This window comes from Diplocloster hominis (genome assembly GCF_032380655.1).
Classification (GTDB): Bacteria; Bacillota; Clostridia; order Lachnospirales; family Lachnospiraceae; genus Diplocloster; species Diplocloster hominis.
In genome coordinates, this window is sequence record NZ_JAWDIY010000009.1 from 51,785 (window position 1) to 73,152 (window position 21,368).

The window sequence follows — 21,368 nt, forward strand, 5'->3', positions numbered from 1 at the left end:
AATGGATTTATGGACAAAAAGAAAAAGTGGACGGTTAAGGATGTTATTACAACGGTATTGCTCTCCGCAGTACTGATTGTCATCCAGCTCGTCGTCAACATGGTCTGCATGGCCAACGACTTTGTCAGCATGGTGCTGTCGGTGGGGATCACCATGTTCCTCTGCGCGCCGGTCTATATGCTCATGGTCAGCCGGATCGGAAAGCGGTTTGTGACGCTGATCTATATGACGCTGCTTGGCGTGATTTTCCTGCTGATGGGCAACTGGTTTTTGCTCCCCTACTTTATCGTTACGGGCGTCATCTGCGAGGTAATTTTGTGGAAGCGCGGAGCCTGCGGCAATCCCAAGCGCATGACTGCCGCCTGGACGGCGGCAAGCCTGCTGTACAACGGGGTCAATCTGCTGCCCATCTGGTTCTTCTGGGACACCTACTACGATTTTGCGCTGGCAAGCGGCATGGAGCAGAGCTACATCGATTCCTATGTGCGTTACTACACTTCTCCCGGCTGGCTGGCCTTTATTCTGCTGTTCACAACGCTGATGGGCTTTTTAGGCTGCATGGTGGGCAGCCGGCTGATCCGCAGGCATTTTCAGAAGGCCGGCGTTCTATGAGGGCGGACGCATCCTTTGCGGTGCCGGTCAAGCTGTGGGCGCTGCTGTGTGCATTTGCCGGAGTAACTATCGGCGGGAATGTGCTGCTCACCTGCATCCTGACCGGCGGGGCTCTTCTTTATCTCGTCTTACAGCGGAGCTTCCGCCTTGCCGCGTCCTATGGCTGCTTTTATCTGCTGCTGGCGCTGCTGCTGTACGGTATCCGCTTCCACGGGCTGCATATGCCGGTCTTTTCGGAGTTTTATGTTCTGATGTTCTGGAATCTATCACCGATCTTTCTGGTGTCATGGGATCTGATCACCACGCCGCCGGGAATGCTCTCCGCGTTTTTATCCCGCCTCCGTATGCCCACCCCGTTCATTCTCGGGCTTCTTGTGGTTTTTCGCTTCTTCCCTACCATGCGGACGGAGCTAAAGGGTGTAGGCAGGTCCATGAAAAACCGAGGGCTTACCGCGGCGGGGCAGCTGCTCGCACATCCCGTGCAGAGCATGGAGTATGTGCTGGTTCCGTTTCTCCTTCGGGTGTTGCAGCTTGCCGATCAGCTTTCCGTTTCTGCCGTTGCAAGGGGCGCGGAGCGCCCGGGCGTGCGCGGCAGCTATTATGAGAAAAGGGCCGGGGCGCGGGATCACATCGCGGCAGCCGCATGTGCGCTGGTCACGGCTTCCTATTTGGTTTTGGAAAGGAGCATGGCATGATTGAGCTTACACACGCTTCCTTTCAATACGAAAACTCGGACAGAGGCGTACAGGGCATTTCCCTTTTGGTAAAAGGTGGCGAATGCGTCGTGCTGACGGGGCTTTCCGGCTGTGGAAAGACCACCGTGACAAGGCTTGCCAACGGGCTTGCGCCGTCCTATTACCCCGGAGCCTTCAGCGGAAGCGTGAGGATAGACGGCAAGGACATATCCGGCCTTTCCACATGGGAGATAGGACGTTTGGTGGGAAGCGTTTTTCAGGACCCCAAAAGCCAGTTCTTTTCCTCCGAGCTTGCCGGAGAGGTGGCCTTTCCCTGCGAGAATTACGGCCTGTCCGCCCGGGAGATACGGGAGAGGACGGATGCCGCCATAGAGGCATTGAAGCTGTCCCATTTGAAAGACAGGGCAGTTGACGTCCTCTCAAGCGGAGAAAAGCAGCGGGCGGCCATTGCGTCCGTATATGCCATGAAGCCAAAGGTCTTTGTGTGCGACGAGCCGACGGCCAACCTCGATGCCGCCGGGACGCGGCAGCTTGCGCAGACCCTCCGGCAGCTCAAGGAGCAGGGCTTTACCCTGCTCATCGCGGAGCATCGGATCGACTGGCTGATGGGGATCGCAGACCGGTTTTTATATCTGCGGGACGGCAGAATAGAGGTCGAGTATACACCGGAGGATTTGCTTCTTCTGCCGGAGAAGGACATTTTGCACATGGGTCTGCGCTCTCCGCACGAGGGAAAGTGCCTTCCCGCTCCCTCCGTATTGGACGAAAGCCCTGCCGTCTTGAAGACAGCGGGGCTCTCGAAAAGAATAAGCAAAGAAGTTATTTTTGAGGATATTTCGCTGTCCGTTCCAAAGGGCAAAGTGACCGCCATAACGGGGCAAAACGGCGCGGGGAAAACCACCCTTGCGCAGATCCTCTGCGGGCTGGCAAGGCAGACCGGGGGACATATCCTGATAGACGGGAAAAAAGCAAGAGCGGCAGTCCGGCGCAGGGAGATCTATTACTGCGGCAACGACACGTCAACGCAGTTCTTCACGGCAAGCGTGGCGGAGGAGCTGCTGCTGAATACCGGATTGACGGAAGAAAACAAGAGCCGTGCAAGGAGCCTGCTCAAAGAGCTTGGCCTTTACGAGTACAGGGATGCGCACCCGTCCGCCCTGTCCGGCGGACAGAAGCAGCGCCTTGCCATTGCCTGCGCCATCTTTTCCGGCCGCAGGATATTGATACTCGATGAGCCCACCAGCGGCCTTGACGGGCGAAATATGCGCCTGATCGCGGAAAGGCTGAGAAGCGAAGCGCGGCGCGGCAGAACCATTCTTGTGATCACCCATGATAAGGAGCTGATCGAGAGCTGCTGCGACAGAATTGCAAAGATCGGTGTAAAGTTTGGAGAGGGAGATGTTGCATAGATGAAACAAAAGATCAGCAATGTAGCGTATTTGTTTCTTCGAATCTAAATCGTATAATATAGAAGTCATGATAGCACTCTGTTGGCAGCGATGGAATGCCGGCAGAGTGTTTTTCCGCATAGCGTTCCTCTAATAGGATGATCTCCGCAAGCAAGTTCTCATACAACGATCGGTTGACATGCAAATTCGTTTCATTTACACTATTATTAGGAACACTTCCTGATGATAGTGTAACAAATATGCTTGATTTCCGGGCGAGAAAGGGGTGTGTCAATATTGGAAACACCAACAAATACGCAGGCACACAGACGGAAAAGAACCTTTGAAAGCCCCTTGCCTGAGAGCCTTAGACCCGGAACAAGTACACCTGCTTCGCAGCCAAGGCCAGGAAGGAGGGCTATGAGCAGATGGCTGCTCTCTTCCTAAAAGACCGCCAATAAAAGGATATATGAGGATGTCTGCAAAGTGGATGATAAAATCAGCTGCGGAACGGTCTGCCGTAACTTGGGGCGCTTAACTGCTGACGGGCAAATCTGTCATGTGCGCGTTCCAGGTACGGATCGGTATGACAGCCGAACAGACATGCACAATCATCTGAACTGTATGCAATGCGGTACGGCAGTAGATGCTCCTTTAGATTACCGGACAAAGATCGATACAACCGTTGCAGGGATGACCGGCCGTCAAATCAACCGGCATCGGATCATTGTGGAAGACCTCTGTTCGAAATGCCAGAGAGAATGCGAAAAAGGATGGTTGACAAAGAAATGATAAATGGGGAAAACGGTAAAATGCTTCGAAACGACCCGTATGAGATCCGGCTGATGCAAAATCTATATGATGCAGCGGTAAAGCAATTATCCCTCAAATTTGAAATACTAAACAATGAGTTCAAAGTGCTCTATGCCAGAAATCCCATCCATCACATCGAGGGCCGCGTAAAGGCCGTAGAAAGCATGGTGGCAAAGCTACGAAAGAAGGGTCTTCCGCCGACGATTGAGGCGGCGAGGGAGAGCATCAACGACATTGCCGGCGTCAGAGTGGTATGCAGCTATATTGACGATGTGTACCGGGTGGCGGAAATGGTGGAGCGCCAGACGGATATTGAGATCATCAAACGACAGGACTATATACGCACGCCAAACTACAATGGGTACCGGTCGCTGCATTTGGATATCCGTATGCCGGTGTATCTGTCAGATCGGACGGAGCATGTGACCGCAGAGATACAGATCCGCACGATCGCCATGGACTTTTGGGCCAGTTTGGAGCATGACATCCGATATAAGGTAGACAAAACAAAGCTGCCGGAGGGCATTAACGAGGAGATGCTCGAATGCTCAGGTAAGATTGCCGAGATTGACCGGAAGATGCAGGATATGTACAAGCGGATCAAGGCGGCGGAAAAGAACACAGCGTCTCCAGCCCTGAGGGAGCCAAAGAAACAGGATCGGGAGTGACTGCACAGAAAATGCGCCATACCACATTGCGAAATAGTGGTACAGCGCATTTTTTAGTTATCGGGTTCGGGTTGCGTGGCTGTCAGCCGAGTCCGTAGATCAGCAGTGAAATACCACAGGCGAGCAGACTGACTGCCGAGCCAATCAGGAGCTGCGGCAGGGTGTGGCGCGACAGCTTCAAAGAGGATCGATAGACCGCTGCGATCAGCAGCACGGACGGTATCATAAAAAGCGGATGCAGCTTCCATGTCAGCAGAAACACAGGCGCCGTCGTGCTGCAGGCATGGCCGCTTGCGTGCAGCTTGAAAAAGGCGTTGAGAATCAGCAGTGCTGCGATGGAAATGATATAGGAGAGGAATAGAATGTGGACGAGCCAGGAGCACGGGGTCAGCATTGACCAGAGAAACCCGCACAGGTATCCGATGGCACTGCATACCAGCGCCGTGCTGCGCTGTCCCTTTCTCCGATCCTTTCCAATGCGGAATATCTCCCGTACAGGGTATGCAGCCATGGGGATGAGCAGCAAAAACAACTCGCACAGGAGCAGCTCCCGCAGTGTCAAAAGATTTGCTGGGACATACATCAGGAGCACTGTTATGCCGATGACGATGGGTGGCAGGGTCAGAATGCGCACGATCAGATGAAAGATTCCGGCTCCTCTTCCCTTTTCATTGGTTGCGCCTGCTTTCATGACTCAAAGCCCAGCATAATCCCGCCACGCTCGGCGTAATAGCTGCACAGTCCCCGCAGCGGATAGTTCCTCACCTCCGCCTCCGGGAATCGCTGCTGGATCTCGGTACAAAGCTCCAGCGCAAGCGCCGCATTCTGACAATGCCCGATTCGAACCTTTCCACCCTTGTAGCCAAGCTCCACCATTTCGCTCAGCATAAACTGCCGCACTTTACGAACCCCACGGCATTTTCCAAGCATCTCAAGCATACCTTCAGCGCTGGCCTGCCCGATGGCGCGGATCCCGAGGACGCTTGCCATCGTTGCGGCGAGCTTGCTGACACGGCCGTTCTGTGCAAGGTTGTGCATGGATTCCAGTGCAAAAAGCAGGTGCGTATGGGTCTGATACGTATTCAATGCTTCGCAGGCTTTATCAAAGTCCGCATGAGAACGCAGCTCATATAAAGCCCTTTCAATGAGAAGGGCGATTTCGGGCCCGGCGGAAAGAGAGTCCACAACATAGATGCGCCGGGCCGGGTTGCGTTCCTCACAATTCTTCTTTGCCACGCAGGCAGCATTATAACTGCCTGAAAGAGCGCTCGTAATGGTAAATGCAATCACATCGCCGCTCTCACCGAATGCGCTTTCCCAGTCTGCGATGTTCGGACACGCACTGTAGGAACGCCCCTTGGTGTCGCGGAGCGTACTGACCATCGCGTCAACATCAAGGTTGGCGTCATCGTAAAACTCCTCGGCGTCAGTGCGTATTGAGAGCGGGACACTGACGAAGTCCGCTCCATCCAGTGTGAGAAGGTCGCAGCTGGAGTCTGCAACGATACGAAACTGATTCATGGTGTGTCCTCCGAATAACAAAAGCATTTCATTCGATTTTGTAAATCGACACAGGAATTCTATCAGATTTTCATCACTCCGTCAACGGCTTTTAGAAAGCCGATAAAAAGATTTTAAAAACCGTTGAAAGATTGAAGATACCCGTGTATAATGGCTGCATGGAAAAGGGAGTGAATAATATGATAGAGGCTATTGAGGGCTTTCGCTTACCGCGGTATGCACAGATTCCGGATGTCGGGCTTTATCTGGAGCAGGTGGTACGCTATGTCAACACGCACCTTGCGCCGTTGGGGGAACCGGAATTGACAAGCTCCATGGTGAGCAATTACGTGAAGCAGGGGCTGATCTCATCCCCCATAAAGAAGTCATACACGGCGGAGCACCTTGCACGGCTCATGTTCATTGCCGTAGTTAAGCCCGTTGTCCCGTTGGAAGGGCTTCGAATGATGTTCAGTATACAGGAGGACAACTATACCCTTCAGACCGCCTATGATTATTTCTGCGACGAGTTTGAAAATATGCTCGGCGCAGCGTTCGGCATAGCCCCCGCGAGAGATGGCCTCGGCGAGACACAGTCCGACGCAAAGGATCTTCTCCGCAACACGATCGTAGCCATTGTCAACAAGGTCTATCTGGATCGGTATTTGGAAGAATATCAAAAGCAGAGGGGAAAAGCCCCAGATGAACAGCAAACATGATCGAGAATGTTTCGCTATCTCGTTCCGCCAAAGGAGCTACACTACCTTGCAATGCTTGCGCGTCTATTCCTTGTGGACTTGCCGTTCGCAAGCAGCATAAAATGCTGTTCGCCGCCAGCAAGATTGAAAGCGAATAATATGAAGCAAATAAATCGGAATTTGAATTTCTATAAATTATGACCTCTTAACAGAGGTTATAGGTTATCAATAAAATCCTCCAAAAGCCTTGGAAATAAAGGATTTTTCGCTGTGTGCTCGCCTTATCCCTTTATACGATTTCACTATTGTTTATGCTTCCCTCGTGACCTCATAAGGGAAAAATCAAGGGAAGAAAAAACTCGTAACACAATATAACAAAATGTGGTAATCAGGAAACTGTGACATATGTGCGAATATATTATACTGGAGGATTTTATAATGGACAAGTACATTTACGATAACAGCAACGGCTTATGGTATGAATTACAGGGAGATTATTACATCCCCTGTTTGGTATTACCTGCCGAAAAAGAAGAAAGGCATATCGGAGTATGGGGACAGCGGCATTTGCGGTATATCCGTGAGCATAGAAAAGTGTTCTACATCAAGCTGTTGACAAGCGGCAAACTGCAATCCCACCTTGCCGATGTTGAAGAACAGGCACAGGAACTGTTTGACCATCTTATGAAACAACGGGCAGAGCGTGAGGGCATTACCGAAAAACTGAAAGCAGACAACCAAATGGAATGGGTTGGCAGAATGAGCAATCTGCGGTCTGCGGTTACGGAAACTGTCAATGCCGAGGTGATCTTCGTATGAGAAAACGGAAGTATTACCTTTACCTCACAGCAGAGGAGCGGCGGTATATCTTCAATGCTTTGCTTGCTTTCCGCAACAGACTGATAGCACAAGGCAGATATACGGATGCCGTTGACGAGGTTATGATAAAGTTCGCAAAATGAGACTGTAACGCCAAAATACACAAAATCGAGGGGTAAGGTACAAACACCTTACCCCTCTGTTTTTGCGGTCAGAAAATAGCTTGAAATATGGCTTTTCATCCCATTTTCGTTACTTGTCTACTTTCTCTAACATCGCATCATAAATTGCCTGTGTTTCTTTTGGATCGCTCATTCCAATGACAAGAGTTTTCTCGCCGGAAGTCAAGATAATATGCTCTTTAGCACCTGTATAGGAATATAAGGTGTATGATCCAAATTCATCATTTTGGAAAATGCCCATAGATAGTTTGGGAGAACCAAAACCGCTTGTTCGCACTCCTACATCTAAATTCTTACGGTATTCAATGGTCTCAATTTCGGAATAATCGATCTCCAGGTCTGTCCAATAGGTTGCATTGATCGTTAATGCTGTATCTTCGCACTTTACCTCGATGTTACCAGTAAACATTAAAAGAGCAACACCTAATAAAATGATGGGTACTATAACTGCGGTTATTCTAAGCGCAATTTTTTCCGCACCGCTTTTGGGCGCTTCAGCATATACAATTCCTTCCTTTTGATGCTGTTTGTAAATGAAATAAGAGTAAACTATAGGAATAATCGCCAAAGCAGCAATCACACATACTACAACCCATACCATCACTTTTAGAGGAAGAAAAATGGAGAGCAATAAAATAAGTCCTCCAACTACCCAGACCTTACCGCCAAATCTATGCGTTTTATTCCAATTCTCCTCGTTATTCAACGCCCAAGAAATCTTGATACCCAGCGTTCTGTTTTGTTTAACTTTGGGTAAGTAATTGCCTATAAAGATGAACATTACTCCGAGCATAGCCGGCATAAAAAATGCTAAATCAAATTCTTTGCCAAAAGCTGCACGATACATTATTCCGTTTGCGAAAAGGGATATAATCGGAAGAATCCAAAAAACCATTCCCAATGCTTTTTGATTTTGATCTTTTTGTTTTTTATCCAATGAAGTAAAAAGCAAACAAACAAAATGGAAAATCAAAAGTATGATAGGTGTACCAAAGACAGCAAAGACCTTTCCGCTTAATCCGTCCGCATTGCCGTCAGCTCCCCAATGGGTTGTAATAATGTCAGGCAAATCATTCCACATAATGATCCCGAATAAAGCCGGAAGTAAAATAATAATTGACGATATTATAACCTTAATCTTGTTCTTTTTAAGCATTATCATTATCCCCTTTCAAATCTGCAATCCATAGCATAGTTTCCTCCAAAACAGAGGTGTTGATTTCATAGAAAATGAACTTTCCTTCTCTTGTATCTCTGATTAAGTCAGCATCCTTCAACACCGATAGATGTCTTGAAATCGAAGGTGCTGTTACAGAGAAATGGTTGGTAATCTCTCCCGCAGACATTCGCCCCTTTTTCAGCATATTTAGTATTTCACGGCGAATTGGGTCAGCAAGAGCTTTTAATGTCTGTTGCAGTCCCATTTGACATCCTCCCTTAACATTTAACCAAATTGTTAATTATATTATACGAATAGAGACTATAATTGTCAATAGGTTCGCTAAGATTTTCATACAAATTGAAAGGGGCGGCTTTCTCTTTGCCGCCCGTAATATGTAATCCCGCAAGGCAGGGAAACTGCCCTGCGGTGTTGTTTTCGGTGTTAAAGCTATCTTTCTCTGTCGTGGGATCGATGCTTGGGTTTGGTCTGTCTGCCCTCTGCCTGCAACCGTCTTAGCTGGTCACGGACACTTTGCTTTTCTGGCGGTGCATACCGTTCTTTTTCGGCGGGTCTGCTTTTTTCTTTGACCTTGCGTTCCCATTCTGCAAGCTCTCGGTTGTAGTTATTAACTATGACTTCTGCCTTGCAGTAGGTTGCCATAAATGCTTGCACGTCGGGATAACCGTCATCTTTCAGAATATCGGGTATTGTTTCAAGCATAGCGGAGATTTTTTCTTCCCTCTGCTGTATCTGCGTTTCCAACGCCTTTCGCTCCTTGCCCTTGAATATACCCTTTGTTTCGGCAAGCTGTGCCTTTAACTTGGGTACTTCATCCTGCAAGCTGCGGATTTCTCTTGCCCTGTCCTGCACCCGTATCATCAGCTTCTGCATTGTGCGGAACTCTGCCATATCCATATTGAGTACCGGTTTGGGCGGTAGTGCCGTCTGCCTTATCAGGTTCTGCAAAAATTCCTTTGCCTTGCCCACAATACTGCGGAACAGATTTGGCAGCCATCCATTCGCTTTAATGGATTGACTTGCTTTTTGGTGGATCTCATCTTTCTTGATTTCCAGTATCTTGGCTTCTTCAATCCCTGATATGAGTGCCATATCCGCCGTTCTGTTCCATTCCTGCCTTGCGGCATTGTCTGCTTCAATTTCTGCGGCTTTGGGATTGTTCTTGCCAATCTTCTTGGTTGGCAGATAGATACTGTCGAGATTGAACACCTTTAGGTGCTGTTCGGGGTCTGAGATATGCCGATTGATAAGGGCGGTATAGATTTCCTTTACTTCCCGAAGAAAAGGGTCGCTTTTGAAGCGGTCATCCTTTACGGTGAAAAGGTGCTGTTCGTATATGCCGCCTTTGGGGATAACGGTACAGCCCTCACGGACTTTGCCGCTTTCATCGGTGATCTCTTTCTTGGTGCGTACCCGCTTGCCCGTTTCATCATAGAATACGCTTCGGGTGGCGATCTTTATATCCGGCTCGGCAAGTAGCCGCCTTTCACTGAATATAAGGTGGATGTGGTAATTGGTCTTTCTCTTGTTGTGGTGGAGTGCCGATACACATTCCACATTGTACCGTCTGCGAAATTCCTCTGTGAAATCTTCAAGTACCTGTTGCGGCTCATAGGTGGTGTAAACTTCGGGCAGGGCAATTATCAATTCCCTTGCTTCGATACACTTCCCCGGCGAGTTGCTTCGCTTAAATTCCTGCTGACATTCTTTTGCAAGGTTTCGCCAAAAGGAATTGTCTGCGGTGCGGTAAGTGGCATAGAGGTTTTCCTGTCTTGCATGGCTTGTAATATACGATATTCTTCCCTTGACATTATACAGCTTTGACATCTGAATAAAGCTGTGGCGTGTCATAAATCATCTCCGTTCTGTGTTGTAAAGGTGCGTTCTCATTTTGCAACCGACTTGTCGGTTGCGGCTGTTTTGGCGGCGGGTGCTGACGAGACAGCCAATGAAAATTGCGGCAGCAATTTTCTCTGTATCATAGCGGCGGTATATGCCGACAAGCTGTGATACAGGCTCCCTGCAAGGGCGAAATATCACTTGAACAAATCGTAGATTTGTGCGAGGGGTGTATTTCGCTCTCAAACGCCGAGGGCTTTGAGAACGGTTTACTCTACCTTACGGACATCATCCTGACACAGTAGGTTTCTGCCCTGATTGACGGTCATAAAACGCTCTAAGGTATCCCTGCGGATAATGGTTTTACGTCCGACCTTCAGAACAGGCAGCTTGCCCCAGTCCACCAACTTTCGCATTGTGTTTCTGCCGATGCCGCTGGTTTCTGCCGCTTCTTCGATTGTCATTCCCATTTTGATTGCGTTCATAGTGCTGTTCTCCTTTCTTAAATACTCAAAATGCAACTTTGGTATTATCATTATACTTATTTTGCCATCACTTGTCAACCTGTTTTGCAACCTTTTAAGGATTATTTTTAATATTTTTCGGAAATAGGGGTTGCAAATTGAGCTTGTTTGTGCTATACTGTACTCAAACAGGAGGTGAATACCTTGGAAGAAGAAACAATGTTTACCCCAAAACAAGTCGGGGAACGCATTAAAGAGCGTAGAATAGAACTCAAACTTTCTATGCCGGAACTTGGCAAGCGTATCGGCGTGAACAAGTCTACCATTCAAAGGTATGAAGCTGACGGCGTTGATCCGAAGCGAACAATGATTATCAACGGTCTTGCCGAAGCACTTCTTACCACTCCCGAATGGCTGACAGGTCTTTCTGATGATAAGGAATATGACAGCTATACACTCTGCCAAAAGGACATTGAGCAGCACATCAAGAAATATCTTGATACGGTGTCCTCTACCGTAAAGGGTGAGCCGCACCAACAGATGCTCACTACATTTCTCGGGAAGATAATTGATTTGTACTCTGTGCTTTGCCACTACTTTTCCGATGCTATGACAGAGGTTGACCGTGTGGCAAACGATGAAGGCTTGAAGCAATCGCTTATGCGATACGCTATCGAGTCGGGAGCGATTACCGAAAAGGTCTATCGCAACGAAATGGAATTACCTATCGAAGATATGAAACGATTTCTTGACGGGATTTTACATATCTACGATGAAGGTCGTACCGCTGTAAAGATGGGCGATCTCTTCGAGATAGTGACGGAAGCTGAAAAAAGGCTATCCGAAAAGAACAATTCCGTGGCACCTTGACAATTAAAAAAGCCGATTGAAACCAATCGGCAGAAGTGACACTATTTACTTTACGCACACCATATGTCACAGTTCCGATTGCCACGGATAGAAAGGAGAAATTTTATCTATGGCAAAAGGTTCTGTAAGAAAGAAAGGCAAAAAGTGGTACTACCGCTTCTATATCGAAGATGAAAGCGGAAACCGTGTGCAGAAGGAGTTTCCCGGCACTGAAAGCAAGGCTGAAACAGAAGCCCTTATGCGAAAGGCAATGGAAGACTACGAGGAAAAGAAATTCGTAGCCAAGTCCGAAAATGTTACGGTGGGAACGTTGCTGGATCAATGGGTGGAAGAAGAACTGAAGCCCGGCAATCTGAGCAATGGTACAGTAATGGCATATCAGGGTACGGTAAACCGTATCAAGCAGTACCCGATTGGGGAACGCAAGCTGAAAACTGTAACTGCTGACCATTTACAGGCATATATCGACTTCCTCAGTTTCGGTGGCACAAATCCCGATGGCACACAGGCAAAGGCTCTCAGCAAGGGGTATCTGCGATTGTTCTCGGCAGTCCTGCAAGGGGCGTTCCGTTTTGCGGTGTTCCCGAAAAGGCTGATTTCCTTTAACCCGATGCAGTATGTAGTGTGGAGGGGCAAAAAGGAAGAATACGAACTGTTCTCAGACGAGGACGGGAATGTGACTTCCGCCCCCACAATCAGCCATGAGCAGTATCTGAAGCTGGAGGACTTTCTGAAAAAGAAAGACAATCCGGCGTTGCTGCCCATTCAGATTGCCTACTACACGGGGCTTCGAATCGGCGAGGTTTGCGGCTTGACCTGGCAGGATATTAACCTTGAAGGTCAGTACCTTACAGTACGCCGCAGTATGCGCTACAACGGGGCAAGGCACAAGACGGAAATCGGAGCGACCAAGCGAAAGAAAATCCGTACTGTGGACTTCTGCGACACACTGGCAGAAATTCTTAGAACAGCCAAAGCCGAACAGCATAAAAACCGCTTCCGATACGGAGAGTTGTACAGCCTCAACTATTACAGTGAGGTCAAAGAAAAAGACCGTACTTATTACGAGGTTTACAGTCTGCCGAGAACGGAAGAAGTCCCGGAGGGATACAAGGAAATATCCTTTGTCTGCCTCAGACCGGACGGGGCGTTTGAATCGCCGAGTACGGTAGGGATTATGTGCAGGGCGGCAAGGAAAAAGGTCGATGGGTTGGAGGACTTCCATTTCCACCAGCTTCGTCACACATTCACAAGCAATCTGCTCTCAAATGGGGCTGCCCCAAAGGATGTGCAGGAGCTTCTCGGACACGCTGATGTCAGTACCACAATGAATATCTACGCTCACGCTACAAGGGAAGCGAAGCGTACTTCCGCAAGGCTGCTGGATAAGGTAGTCGGCGGCGAATAACAAAAAGTTTCCCTTGTTTTCGCTCATAAGGGCAAAAACAAGGGAAAATACATAAGGTTTGAGAATTACACTGGCGAAAAGCCTTGAAAATACAGAGTTTTCAGAGGGTTAAATAGAAAAACTGGAATTTAATGAAGAAATCTATATGGATAAGAAAATAGATTTTCTGTTATCGGTTGTTAGATTGGCAATTTCACTTGTAGGAGCGGTTATAGTATCAGTTATGGATTACCCGCTGGGGCTTTTGTCAAGAGGAACTTTTTAGGGGCGGGGAAAAGGTTTTGATTAGGGGAAGCAAACGGGGCAAAAGGGGCGAAAAATGCGCTCTGTTGGCGGCTGAAACGTCTTTTCGATGCAAGTAATATAAACCCTTGCCCTCCTCGGAAATGAGGTCAGGGCAGGGATAAAAAGCCCATATTCGCACACTTTTTTGCACTATAAGCATCTCCTAACTGTCCGCATCTCCCCGTTACGCATCAGTCATCATTCTGTTCCTTGTCTGAGGTCGGGGGCGCGGGGCGCGCAACCCTGCAAAGACTGACGATGACCGTCGCAGCAGTGCAGGCGTTTTTGCCGCTAAAATGGAGCGGACGAAAGCGGGAGGCAGGGTTGTAAAATCCTGTTCCCCGTTTTCGGCGGCGAAAGGACGGCGGCAAAAATCCAGACGGTCAAGGGTTTAAGAGTGGAGATTTTTTCGCGCTGTGCGCAGGAAAATACGACTCGTCCCTTGACGGTCCGGATAGCCGGAGCGGGTGGAGCATCTGTTATATGCGAAAGATGCAGAAAATGATAGAAATATTCACAAAACTGTGCTATAATTTCTATAGAAAATTTTGCTCATGAAAAAATCTGGCAGTAGTAGGCCGGTATACGCTACCCACCATCGACTATCGTCCTCTAATTGCCAGATAAAAATAAATAAAGAAAGGAAGTCTCTGCAATGAAAGGATTCGCAATGATCAAGATCGGAAAGACCGGCTGGATCGAAAAGAAAGAACCCACCTGTGGCCCGATGGATGCTATCTGCAAGCCCCTTGCCCTGGCTCCCTGCACCTCCGACATTCACACCGTCTGGGCGGGGGCAATCGGCGACCGAAAGGACATGATCCTGGGCCATGAGGCCGTCGGTGAAATTGTCGAGGTTGGTAAACTCGTCAAGGACTTCAAGGTTGGCGATCGAGTGCTTGTTTCGGCGATTACGCCAGATTGGAACTCGTTGGAGGCACAGGGCGGATTTGCCATGCACTCTGGGGGAATGCTCTCTGGTTGGAAGTTTTCAAATTTCAAAGACGGCGTATTCGGAGAGTTCTTCCATGTCAACGATGCAGATGGGAACCTTGCGCTATTGCCGGATGGAATGGATCTCGGTGCGGCCTGTATGATTAGCGATATGGTTCCCACCGGATTTCATGGAGCGGAATTGGCGGATATTCAGTTTGGCGACACCGTAGCTGTGATTGGTATTGGTCCGGTCGGTCTCATGTCTGTTGCTGCCGCAGCCATTCGCGGGGCGGCCGATATTTATGCGGTGGGATCGCGAAAGAATTGCGCCCAACTTGCTTTGGAATTTGGTGCAACAGCCATCATCAACTATCGGGAGGGTGACATTGTAGAGCAGATCATGGAGAAAACGTCCGGCAAAGGTGTGGATCGTATTATTGTTGCTGGGGGCGACAATGATACATTCTCTCAGGCCATCCAAATGTTGAAGCCAGGCGGGGTGATTGGCAATGTCAATTACCTCGGAGAAGGAGACACCATCGGGCTTCCTCGAATTGAGCTTGGCTGCGGGATGGGACATAAAAAGATCGTCGGAGGGCTAATGCCCGGTGGGAGATTACGTTCGGAGAAACTGGCTCGTTTGGTTCAGACCGGTCGCATTCATCCCGAAAAGCTCATTACGCACAAGTTCCATGGATTGAAAAATGTGGAACCCGCACTTATGCTGATGAAGGACAAGCCCGCTGACCTTATCAAGCCGTTGGTTCTGTTATGATGTGAGAGGCATAAAGCAGTCGGCCACGCAGGGCATTTTACTCTCTGCGTGGCCGTTTTCCATCGTTCAAGGTCTTGCTTGTGCGCAGGCTGCTCTTTGCGATTTTCTTCCCGCAGGATACTGTAAACGCCCTTCCGTATCTGCTCCGCTTCCTTTACCTCGTCTTTCAGCGTGGAATAGCGGCGGGAGAGTTTTTTCCGCTCGGCGGTCAGCTTTTCCTGTTCCGCTTTCCATGCCTTCAGGGGAATCCCCGTCCTGCCGTTCATCACATCGTTCAGATAGCGTTCTGCGGCTTCAAAGTGGGTCAGCTCCATGCGGTGCGCTTCGTAAAACGCTTCCTGCTTTTTCGGCTTCTGCTGTTTGTATTTCCTGTAAATATCGCGATACTGCAAATACCGCTCGGCATTTGAAATATGCCCGTCAAGGGTTTTCAGCCGCCTGTCGATGGGCTTCAGCTTTTCGGATATTTCGCGCTGCTCCTTGAACATACCCGCCATTTTTCCCGTCAGGCCGTCCATATCCATGATCTGATTCTCTTGCAGGAAATTCAGCATTTTTGTCGCCGCTTTCAGATTGTTGACGGCGGTATAACAGCCCGGTTTTCCCGTCTGCTCCCGCCGCGAAAGGATACCCTGTATCACCTCTGCAAGAGTGGGCGGCTCGGTGTTCGCCGCTTCCTTTTTCAGCCAGCTTTGCAGCTTGGAAATGTGGGCTTTCAACTGCCGCTGCTTCTGATTTGTGACTTCGATCTCGCGGTTGAGGTTTCCCCGTTCGGTGCGTATTCCGCGCTTATCCATCTGAAAAGCGGCTACGCCCAAATGGACGGTTGGGATTTGGTCTATCCTCTGCCGTTCATAGCTGCGGTGGTCTATCCGCTCGACATGGTTCCCTTTTTCCAGATAGGAATTGCAGATTTCAGCCCATGCCCTGCGCCATTCCTCCGCTTTGGTCTGCTCGTTCCAGTCGGTGGCCGGGACGGACTTGCATTTTCTTCCGTCTGCAATTCCACACATTGTTAGACTGTGTGCTTTAAGAAAGAACCATGAAAAAGATTAGTTCAATTGGAGAATAAAATCAAGTTTGTCAAGCTGAACACAAAAACCGAACGCCGAAAAACTGACCGTTGACCCGCGCCGTGTGCGTACAGTCAACGGTCTTTTTATCCCCAAAATCAAAAAATGTCTATCGCAATGGCAAAAGAGAAAGCCATTTTCCGTCCGGTTATATTTTGCATTGATTTGAGGGAGGCTTTTTGAGAAAACAGGACGATCGTTGCAGCTCAAAGGCGGTGCGCTATTTGCCATACTTCAGAAATCTCCTTTCCGGGTCTCTTATCTGCCCCCTATTGGAAACTGCAACGACTGTTTGCTGTGATTCAGCTCTCTCCTCCGTGTAATTAGATATCTGAAAAGGTAGACCTTTTCGGCGCTACCAACAGGCGTACAATCGGGATATGATTTTGTATCCGAAAAAGTTATTTTGTCATTTTGGGATATGTCCGAAAAAGGCATTAGCTTTTGAAACGGAAAAGGAGATGAAAACAAGTTGAAAAAGACATACGGCTATGCCCGTGTATCTACGAGAGAACAACATTTGGATCGGCAACTCAAAGCCCTCATGGATGCCGGTGTAGAGGAGCGGGATATCATTACGGACAAGGTAAGCGGCAAGGATTTGGAGCGTGAGGGGTATCAGTCGCTGAAGAATCACTTTCTCCGCGACGGAGATACCCTGATTGTTAAATCGCTGGATCGACTCAGTCGGAGAAAGATTGACATCAAGAAAGAGTTGGAATACTTCCGGGAGCATCACATTCGGATCAAAATCCTTGACATCCCGACTACCATGGTGGAACTTCCTGATGAGCAGGACTGGATTTTTGAAATGATAAACAACATTCTGATTGAAGTGCTTGCGAGTATTGCTGAACAGGAGCGTATCACAACAAAGCGGCGACAGTCTGAAGGGATCGCCATTGCAAAAGAGGCGGGGAAGCATTTGGGGCGTCCAATGATAGACTTTCCGCCAAACTGGAATCAATTCTATTCAGACTGGAAGGCCGGTACGATTACGGCAGTTGCTGCAATGCGCCAGCTCGGCCTAAAGAGGAGCACATTTTACCGATTAGTGAAGCAGCAGGAGGAAAAACATGAAACTGAAAAATAAATTGTTATTAGGCGGCCTCACAGCCGTTCTTCTCGCAGTCATGTCGTTTTCTGCATGGAAGATATGGGTGATTAGATCCGAGTATCACGCTGGTGAAGCTGCTTACGAGGATATCAGTCACATGATTTCGCTTCCACAGAAAACTGCCGAACCACAGCCACCTGTCATCAACAAGCCAGCCGGGGCAGAAACACTTCCTGATGAGGACGACACGATTTGGCCTGAGGTGGATTTTGCTGCACTGCGTGAGACCAACCCTGATATCGTTGCATGGATCTACATTGAAGGAACGAAGATCAACTATCCGATTGTACAGGGAGAGGATAACAGCTATTATTTGAAGCACCTGTTCAGCGGCGAGTGGAATGGATCCGGCTGTATATTCCTGGACTTCCGAAACGATGCAAGCTTTGCCGACCGGCACTCCATAATTTATGGACATCATATGAAGAACGGCACAATGTTTACAGACATTGATAAATATAAAAAGCAGGATTTCTTTGACGAGCATCCGGTCGCGCTGCTGATAACACCAGATAAAAACTATAAAGTAGAGTTTTTCGCGGGGTATGTTGCCGCACCACAGGACGATGCGTGGGAAATTGGTTTTACGGAAGCGGAATTTGAAGTCTGGCTTCAGAATGCGGCTGACCGTTCCTGCTTTACCAGCGAGATTGCACCGAATGCCGCTAATCGTATTCTGACACTCTCTACATGCAGCTATGAGTTTGATGATGCCCGTTTTGTGTTGGTAGGAGCGCTTCGATAAAAAACGCTTGTGCCGGAGAAGACACCACTGTATGGCAGAGCAACATCTGAGAAAAAACATCGAAGCAATCAGCTCAAGCTGTAATAAACTCAAAAACCTCTTGAAAATGTGCCATCTTTTTCATATAATAAAACTGTCTCTTCTGTTGGGAGAGGAAGAAATGTGCGTTTTAAAAGCGTATCCGCACAGCGTCTGACTTAAAATTGCCGGTAGAAGCAGCCACGGAAAACGCGGAGAAATAAGATCAGGCGCGGAGGCGGTTCCAAATGGAGAGGCGCTTGCGTATCTCAGCACATATTCCATTGCAACCCCTGTCAAGAATCTCCGCGGCGAAAGAGAAGAGTTGCGCAAAAGGGCTTTTTGACGAAAAGTATAACAATAATCCAAAGTATTCGTTGATAGAAGGGAGGCTGCTGCCATGTTTATCATTTATCTTATCCGGTTTAGCTTTGTGCGAATGCAATATTGGTGTAGCCTCCTCAGTAGGAGTTGTCAAAACCAAATTAGGATTAGCGGCGCATAAGCTAGACCGAGCGGTCTGCTTGTGCGATTTTCTTTTTTAGGGTATGAAGTGAATTTGGAAATTTAGATCTTTCGTCATAACGGAAAAACACGAACCTTTTTACGATGGTTCTTTGTTTACCAATTGAGATCAGGCAGTGCGAAGGAGGCAGGAGATGTAGGCGGTATCATAACATGAGATGCCTATAGAAAAGACGGCGGTGTATTCAGGGTGCTTATCCTTGTCCATTTATTGTTTTCAGAAAACAATAACGACGGGCGCATAGGACGGCACTTTAGAGAATCTCCTCTGTATCAATAAAGAAGGCGGCAAGAGCCCTCCTGCTCCGTTCAAGCCTGTGTTTTCTCGCTCCTTTGAGATAATGAGAATGTGCGGCCGTACAGGATAGAGCAAGGAGGGTTTTTAATGAAAATTGCCATCGGAATGATTGTGCGGAATCTTATATCTGCGCATCCGCTGACAGAATTTCTGGATAATGCCGAGAAGTATGACCACCCGATTGAACGCGTGATTGTCGTATACTCTCATGAGGCTGATCCGGAGGCGATTCAAGAATTGCAGCGCAAGGCGAAGGTTTCTCTGATCCGGCTTCAAAGCTACGAAAGGGCGCATATGATTTTGAAGCAGCTCGGCGTTCGCTTCTCATCCATTCAGCAGCTCTTGTTCTGCCCGTTGATTGATACGCACGGACTGATTCCTTATGGCTTTAATCGGAACCATGTGTTGATGGAAGCGCTGTTCACAGGCGTGGACTATCTGATTTTTGTGGACTCGGATGTGCAGCCTAGCGTGTTGCATCGAACACCTGACGGAGAGGCTGGGTTTGAGGAGGTAGACTTTATCGGAGCGCATCTATACGGGATGTCTCTGGGGGCGACCATCACCAGCAGTGATTACAGCGGATACAACATCCTGCCTCCGGCTTCCTTTGAGGGAATGACAGCCCTGCTATGGGGCCTCCACAAGGAGGATATGGCGGAGTTTTGGCAGAGCAGCGAGGTTCACGGCGGGCTTATTGTACAGGAAGCAGGGACACCTGAGCTGCAGCCCACCACAAAGGTTCTAGGTGGAAACATGGGAATTCGCATGAGCGCATTGACGACACTGCCGCCGTTTTTCTCGCCTTACTATTTTTACAATAAGACTCCGCTCCTCGCCAGAGGTGAGGATACGCTCATGGGACTGGCGGCATCCCGAAGTCAGATCAAATGTCTGGATATCCAAACGCCTATCTTCCATGATACTTATGGGGATTACCCCAAGATTCCGGATCTCAAAAATGACAGCAGTGTTCGGGACAGGCTCTACTATGCCTGTACGGGCTGGATCGGCCGCAATGTGTTTCTCCGCTGGAAGACGGGGCATGCGCCCACGGAGTTTTTTGAGAGAGGCCGGAGGCTGTCGGATGGAGCGAAAGCACTGTACCGCCATACAAACGACAGGCGCTTCTTATATCTTCCGGATATCCAGTCCGCAGCGGAAGCGTGGCTGCCGGATATGGTGAAACAGCATCAAAAGACGAAGGAGGCATGGGCCGAGTTAACAGAAAGGTGGTTTAGACGATGAAAGTATTGCTGATCAATCATTTCCCGCTGGAAGGATCGGGTAGCGGCACCTACACCAAAAATATTGCGCTGCATTTGCGCAAGCGCGGGCATGAGGTTGCGGTCATTTTTCCTGAAAACCAGCCGTTCCCTATGCTGCCCGGGATCCAAATGCACCCGGTGATGTTTTCAAAGGGTAAAGCGCAGAGAGATGAGCTCCCCTTTAATTTTCCTTGCTTCACCACACATCCCCAAAGCCGGACTACATTTGCGGACTTAGGTGTCGGTCAGCTTACACGGTATCTTACAGCATTCTCCGCTGCCTTGAGACAGGCATTGCAAGAGTTTCACCCAGATATCATTCATGCACAGCACGCATGGTGTCTCTCTTGGCTGGCTTCCCTGTGTAACCTTCCTCTGGTCATAACCATACATGGGACGGAGCTGATGGGCTGCAAAAAGTGGCCTGCCTTTCAGAGCTTTGCCGAAGAGGCTGTCGCGGGAAGCGCGAAAGTGCTTGCCATCTCCGCAGACAATCGGGACCTTGCTATTGAGCAGTTTCCTTTGGCGGCGGACAATCTTCTGCTGTTGCCCAACGGATACAATGAGGACATTTTCTATCGGGAAGAAGTGGACAGGGAAACGCTTTTCGATTCACTCGGCCTTTCTTATCGCGGAGAGTATGTCATTCTATTTGTTGGGAAGCTTGCAACATTTAAGGGTGTGGACACGTTGTTGCGCACGGCGCGCCGCTATGAGTGGCTGGCGGATCGGGAGTTCATCACACTGGTTGCCGGCGACGGCGAGGAACGGGAGCGATTATCAGAGCTGCACAAGCAGCTCGGTCTGAGGAACACCTTCTTCCTTGGCAACCAGAAGCAGGACGAGCTGCGGCGGCTCTACAATGCGGCGGATGTTTTTGTAATGCCCTCCCGCCGGGAGCCATTCGGACTCGTCGCCTTGGAGGCGATGGCCTGCGGACTGCCTGTTGTCGGCTCCAATGAAGGTGGTTTGCCGGAGTTTATCAACAGTCAAGTGGGAACATTGGTCTCTCCTGAGGACGAGGAATCTTTCTGCGCTGCGATTTTGAATGAACTGACGAGACATCATACAGAGCCGGAGCGGCGTGACATCATCGCACACTATGCCAGCAGCAATTTTGCGCAGGCACAGTTCGTGGCAAAGCTGGAGCAGGTCTACCAACGCGCTGTAAGAGATTTTTCGGGCTAAGGAG

24 protein-coding genes and 1 pseudogene are annotated in these 21,368 nt (G+C 49.0%); 17 read left to right on the top strand and 8 right to left on the bottom strand.

Going from position 1 to position 21,368, the window contains the following annotated elements; translation table 11 throughout:
• Positions 1–9: 9 nt before the first annotated feature.
• The 6 genes and pseudogenes from ABC831_RS10150 (at position 10) to ABC831_RS10175 (ending at position 4,176) form a co-directional block, all read left to right on the top strand.
• On the top strand, positions 10–612 hold the full coding sequence (locus ABC831_RS10150) for an MptD family putative ECF transporter S component (RefSeq protein ID WP_343248024.1): 603 nt from the start codon (positions 10–12) through the stop codon (positions 610–612).
• Positions 609–1,307: an energy-coupling factor transporter transmembrane component T family protein gene (locus ABC831_RS10155; RefSeq protein WP_343248025.1), complete on the top strand. Its 699-nt coding sequence runs from the start codon at positions 609–611 to the stop codon at positions 1,305–1,307. Before ABC831_RS10150 ends, ABC831_RS10155 begins: the two co-directional genes overlap by 4 nt.
• Positions 1,304–2,716, top strand: coding sequence for an ABC transporter ATP-binding protein (locus ABC831_RS10160; RefSeq protein WP_343248026.1), 1,413 nt, complete (start codon positions 1,304–1,306; stop codon positions 2,714–2,716). Before ABC831_RS10155 ends, ABC831_RS10160 begins: the two co-directional genes overlap by 4 nt.
• Before the next feature lie 239 nt (positions 2,717–2,955).
• Positions 2,956–3,144 (top strand): annotated as a pseudogene (locus tag ABC831_RS10165) (hypothetical protein); the annotation flags it as partial.
• A gap of 16 nt (positions 3,145–3,160) precedes the next feature.
• Positions 3,161–3,487 (top strand): transcriptional repressor, encoded by a 327-nt coding sequence (locus ABC831_RS10170; protein ID WP_425524580.1) that lies wholly within the window; start codon positions 3,161–3,163, stop codon positions 3,485–3,487.
• A complete protein-coding gene (locus ABC831_RS10175; protein ID WP_343248027.1) occupies positions 3,445–4,176 on the top strand; it encodes a GTP pyrophosphokinase in 732 nt (243 codons plus the stop codon). The genes ABC831_RS10170 and ABC831_RS10175 overlap by 43 nt, the downstream gene beginning before the upstream one ends.
• 82 nt (positions 4,177–4,258) lie before the next feature.
• On the opposite strand, the gene ABC831_RS10180 is transcribed toward ABC831_RS10175, so the two are convergent.
• A complete protein-coding gene (locus tag ABC831_RS10180) occupies positions 4,259–4,867 on the bottom strand; it encodes a hypothetical protein (RefSeq protein ID WP_343248028.1) in 609 nt (202 codons plus the stop codon).
• A complete protein-coding gene (locus tag ABC831_RS10185) occupies positions 4,864–5,697 on the bottom strand; it encodes a DegV family protein (RefSeq protein ID WP_343248029.1) in 834 nt (277 codons plus the stop codon). Before ABC831_RS10185 ends, ABC831_RS10180 begins: the two co-directional genes overlap by 4 nt.
• 179 nt (positions 5,698–5,876) lie before the next feature.
• Here ABC831_RS10185 and ABC831_RS10190 point away from each other — a divergent pair, with 179 nt between their 5' ends.
• From ABC831_RS10190 to ABC831_RS10200, 3 genes are all read left to right on the top strand, one after another.
• Complete coding sequence (locus ABC831_RS10190) at positions 5,877–6,395, top strand: DUF1836 domain-containing protein (protein ID WP_343248030.1); 519 nt, start codon at positions 5,877–5,879, stop codon at positions 6,393–6,395.
• Positions 6,396–6,812: 417 nt separating this feature from the next.
• A complete protein-coding gene (locus ABC831_RS10195; protein WP_117822230.1) occupies positions 6,813–7,193 on the top strand; it encodes a TnpV protein in 381 nt (126 codons plus the stop codon).
• Complete coding sequence (locus tag ABC831_RS10200; RefSeq protein WP_173826188.1) at positions 7,190–7,336, top strand: hypothetical protein; 147 nt, start codon at positions 7,190–7,192, stop codon at positions 7,334–7,336. The genes ABC831_RS10195 and ABC831_RS10200 overlap by 4 nt, the downstream gene beginning before the upstream one ends.
• A gap of 109 nt (positions 7,337–7,445) precedes the next feature.
• Here the strand turns inward: ABC831_RS10200 and ABC831_RS10205 are convergent, their stop codons facing one another.
• From ABC831_RS10205 to ABC831_RS10215, 3 genes are all read right to left on the bottom strand, one after another.
• Positions 7,446–8,531, bottom strand: a complete 1,086-nt coding sequence (locus tag ABC831_RS10205; protein ID WP_181983873.1) for an SdpI family protein — start codon at positions 8,529–8,531, stop codon at positions 7,446–7,448.
• Positions 8,524–8,799, bottom strand: coding sequence for an autorepressor SdpR family transcription factor (locus ABC831_RS10210; RefSeq protein WP_117822228.1), 276 nt, complete (start codon positions 8,797–8,799; stop codon positions 8,524–8,526). The genes ABC831_RS10205 and ABC831_RS10210 overlap by 8 nt, the downstream gene beginning before the upstream one ends.
• Positions 8,800–8,984: 185 nt before the next feature.
• A complete protein-coding gene (locus ABC831_RS10215; protein ID WP_343248031.1) occupies positions 8,985–10,406 on the bottom strand; it encodes a MobA/MobL family protein in 1,422 nt (473 codons plus the stop codon).
• On the opposite strand from ABC831_RS10215, the gene ABC831_RS10220 reads away from it, so the two are divergent.
• Positions 10,395–10,565: a hypothetical protein gene (locus tag ABC831_RS10220; RefSeq protein ID WP_343248151.1), complete on the top strand. Its 171-nt coding sequence runs from the start codon at positions 10,395–10,397 to the stop codon at positions 10,563–10,565. The genes ABC831_RS10215 and ABC831_RS10220 overlap by 12 nt on opposite strands.
• Positions 10,566–10,663: 98 nt before the next feature.
• Here ABC831_RS10220 and ABC831_RS10225 read toward each other — a convergent pair whose 3' ends face one another.
• Positions 10,664–10,879 (bottom strand): helix-turn-helix domain-containing protein, encoded by a 216-nt coding sequence (locus ABC831_RS10225; RefSeq protein WP_117822226.1) that lies wholly within the window; start codon positions 10,877–10,879, stop codon positions 10,664–10,666.
• A 183-nt stretch (positions 10,880–11,062) separates the two neighbouring features.
• Here ABC831_RS10225 and ABC831_RS10230 point away from each other — a divergent pair, with 183 nt between their 5' ends.
• The 3 genes from ABC831_RS10230 to ABC831_RS10240 all read left to right on the top strand — a co-directional run bounded on the left by ABC831_RS10230 (position 11,063) and on the right by ABC831_RS10240 (position 15,132).
• The gene (locus tag ABC831_RS10230; RefSeq protein WP_117822225.1) at positions 11,063–11,728 is read left to right on the top strand and encodes a helix-turn-helix domain-containing protein; all 666 of its coding nucleotides are present in this window, start codon (positions 11,063–11,065) and stop codon (positions 11,726–11,728) included.
• Positions 11,729–11,837: 109 nt separating this feature from the next.
• A complete protein-coding gene (locus ABC831_RS10235; protein WP_117822224.1) occupies positions 11,838–13,136 on the top strand; it encodes a tyrosine-type recombinase/integrase in 1,299 nt (432 codons plus the stop codon).
• A gap of 940 nt (positions 13,137–14,076) precedes the next feature.
• The gene (locus tag ABC831_RS10240; RefSeq protein WP_295718497.1) at positions 14,077–15,132 is read left to right on the top strand and encodes an NAD(P)-dependent alcohol dehydrogenase; all 1,056 of its coding nucleotides are present in this window, start codon (positions 14,077–14,079) and stop codon (positions 15,130–15,132) included.
• On the opposite strand, the gene ABC831_RS10245 is transcribed toward ABC831_RS10240, so the two are convergent.
• Together ABC831_RS10245 and ABC831_RS10250 are read right to left on the bottom strand one after the other, a co-directional pair.
• Entirely contained in the window at positions 15,018–16,145 is a 1,128-nt protein-coding gene (locus ABC831_RS10245; RefSeq protein WP_343248032.1) for a MobA/MobL family protein, read from the bottom strand. The genes ABC831_RS10240 and ABC831_RS10245 overlap by 115 nt on opposite strands.
• A gap of 39 nt (positions 16,146–16,184) precedes the next feature.
• Positions 16,185–16,436, bottom strand: coding sequence for a hypothetical protein (locus ABC831_RS10250; protein WP_343248033.1), 252 nt, complete (start codon positions 16,434–16,436; stop codon positions 16,185–16,187).
• Between the two features lie 241 nt (positions 16,437–16,677).
• Between ABC831_RS10250 and ABC831_RS10255 the strand changes: the two genes are divergently transcribed.
• The 4 genes from ABC831_RS10255 (at position 16,678) to ABC831_RS10270 (ending at position 21,364) form a co-directional block, all read left to right on the top strand.
• A complete protein-coding gene (locus ABC831_RS10255) occupies positions 16,678–17,298 on the top strand; it encodes a recombinase family protein (protein ID WP_343248034.1) in 621 nt (206 codons plus the stop codon).
• The gene (gene srtB / locus ABC831_RS10260) at positions 17,282–18,067 is read left to right on the top strand and encodes a class B sortase (protein WP_343248035.1); all 786 of its coding nucleotides are present in this window, start codon (positions 17,282–17,284) and stop codon (positions 18,065–18,067) included. Before ABC831_RS10255 ends, srtB begins: the two co-directional genes overlap by 17 nt.
• Positions 18,068–18,995: 928 nt before the next feature.
• Positions 18,996–20,156: a hypothetical protein gene (locus tag ABC831_RS10265; RefSeq protein WP_343248036.1), complete on the top strand. Its 1,161-nt coding sequence runs from the start codon at positions 18,996–18,998 to the stop codon at positions 20,154–20,156.
• On the top strand, positions 20,153–21,364 hold the full coding sequence (locus ABC831_RS10270) for a glycosyltransferase (protein ID WP_343248037.1): 1,212 nt from the start codon (positions 20,153–20,155) through the stop codon (positions 21,362–21,364). Before ABC831_RS10265 ends, ABC831_RS10270 begins: the two co-directional genes overlap by 4 nt.
• Positions 21,365–21,368: the final 4 nt, after the last annotated feature.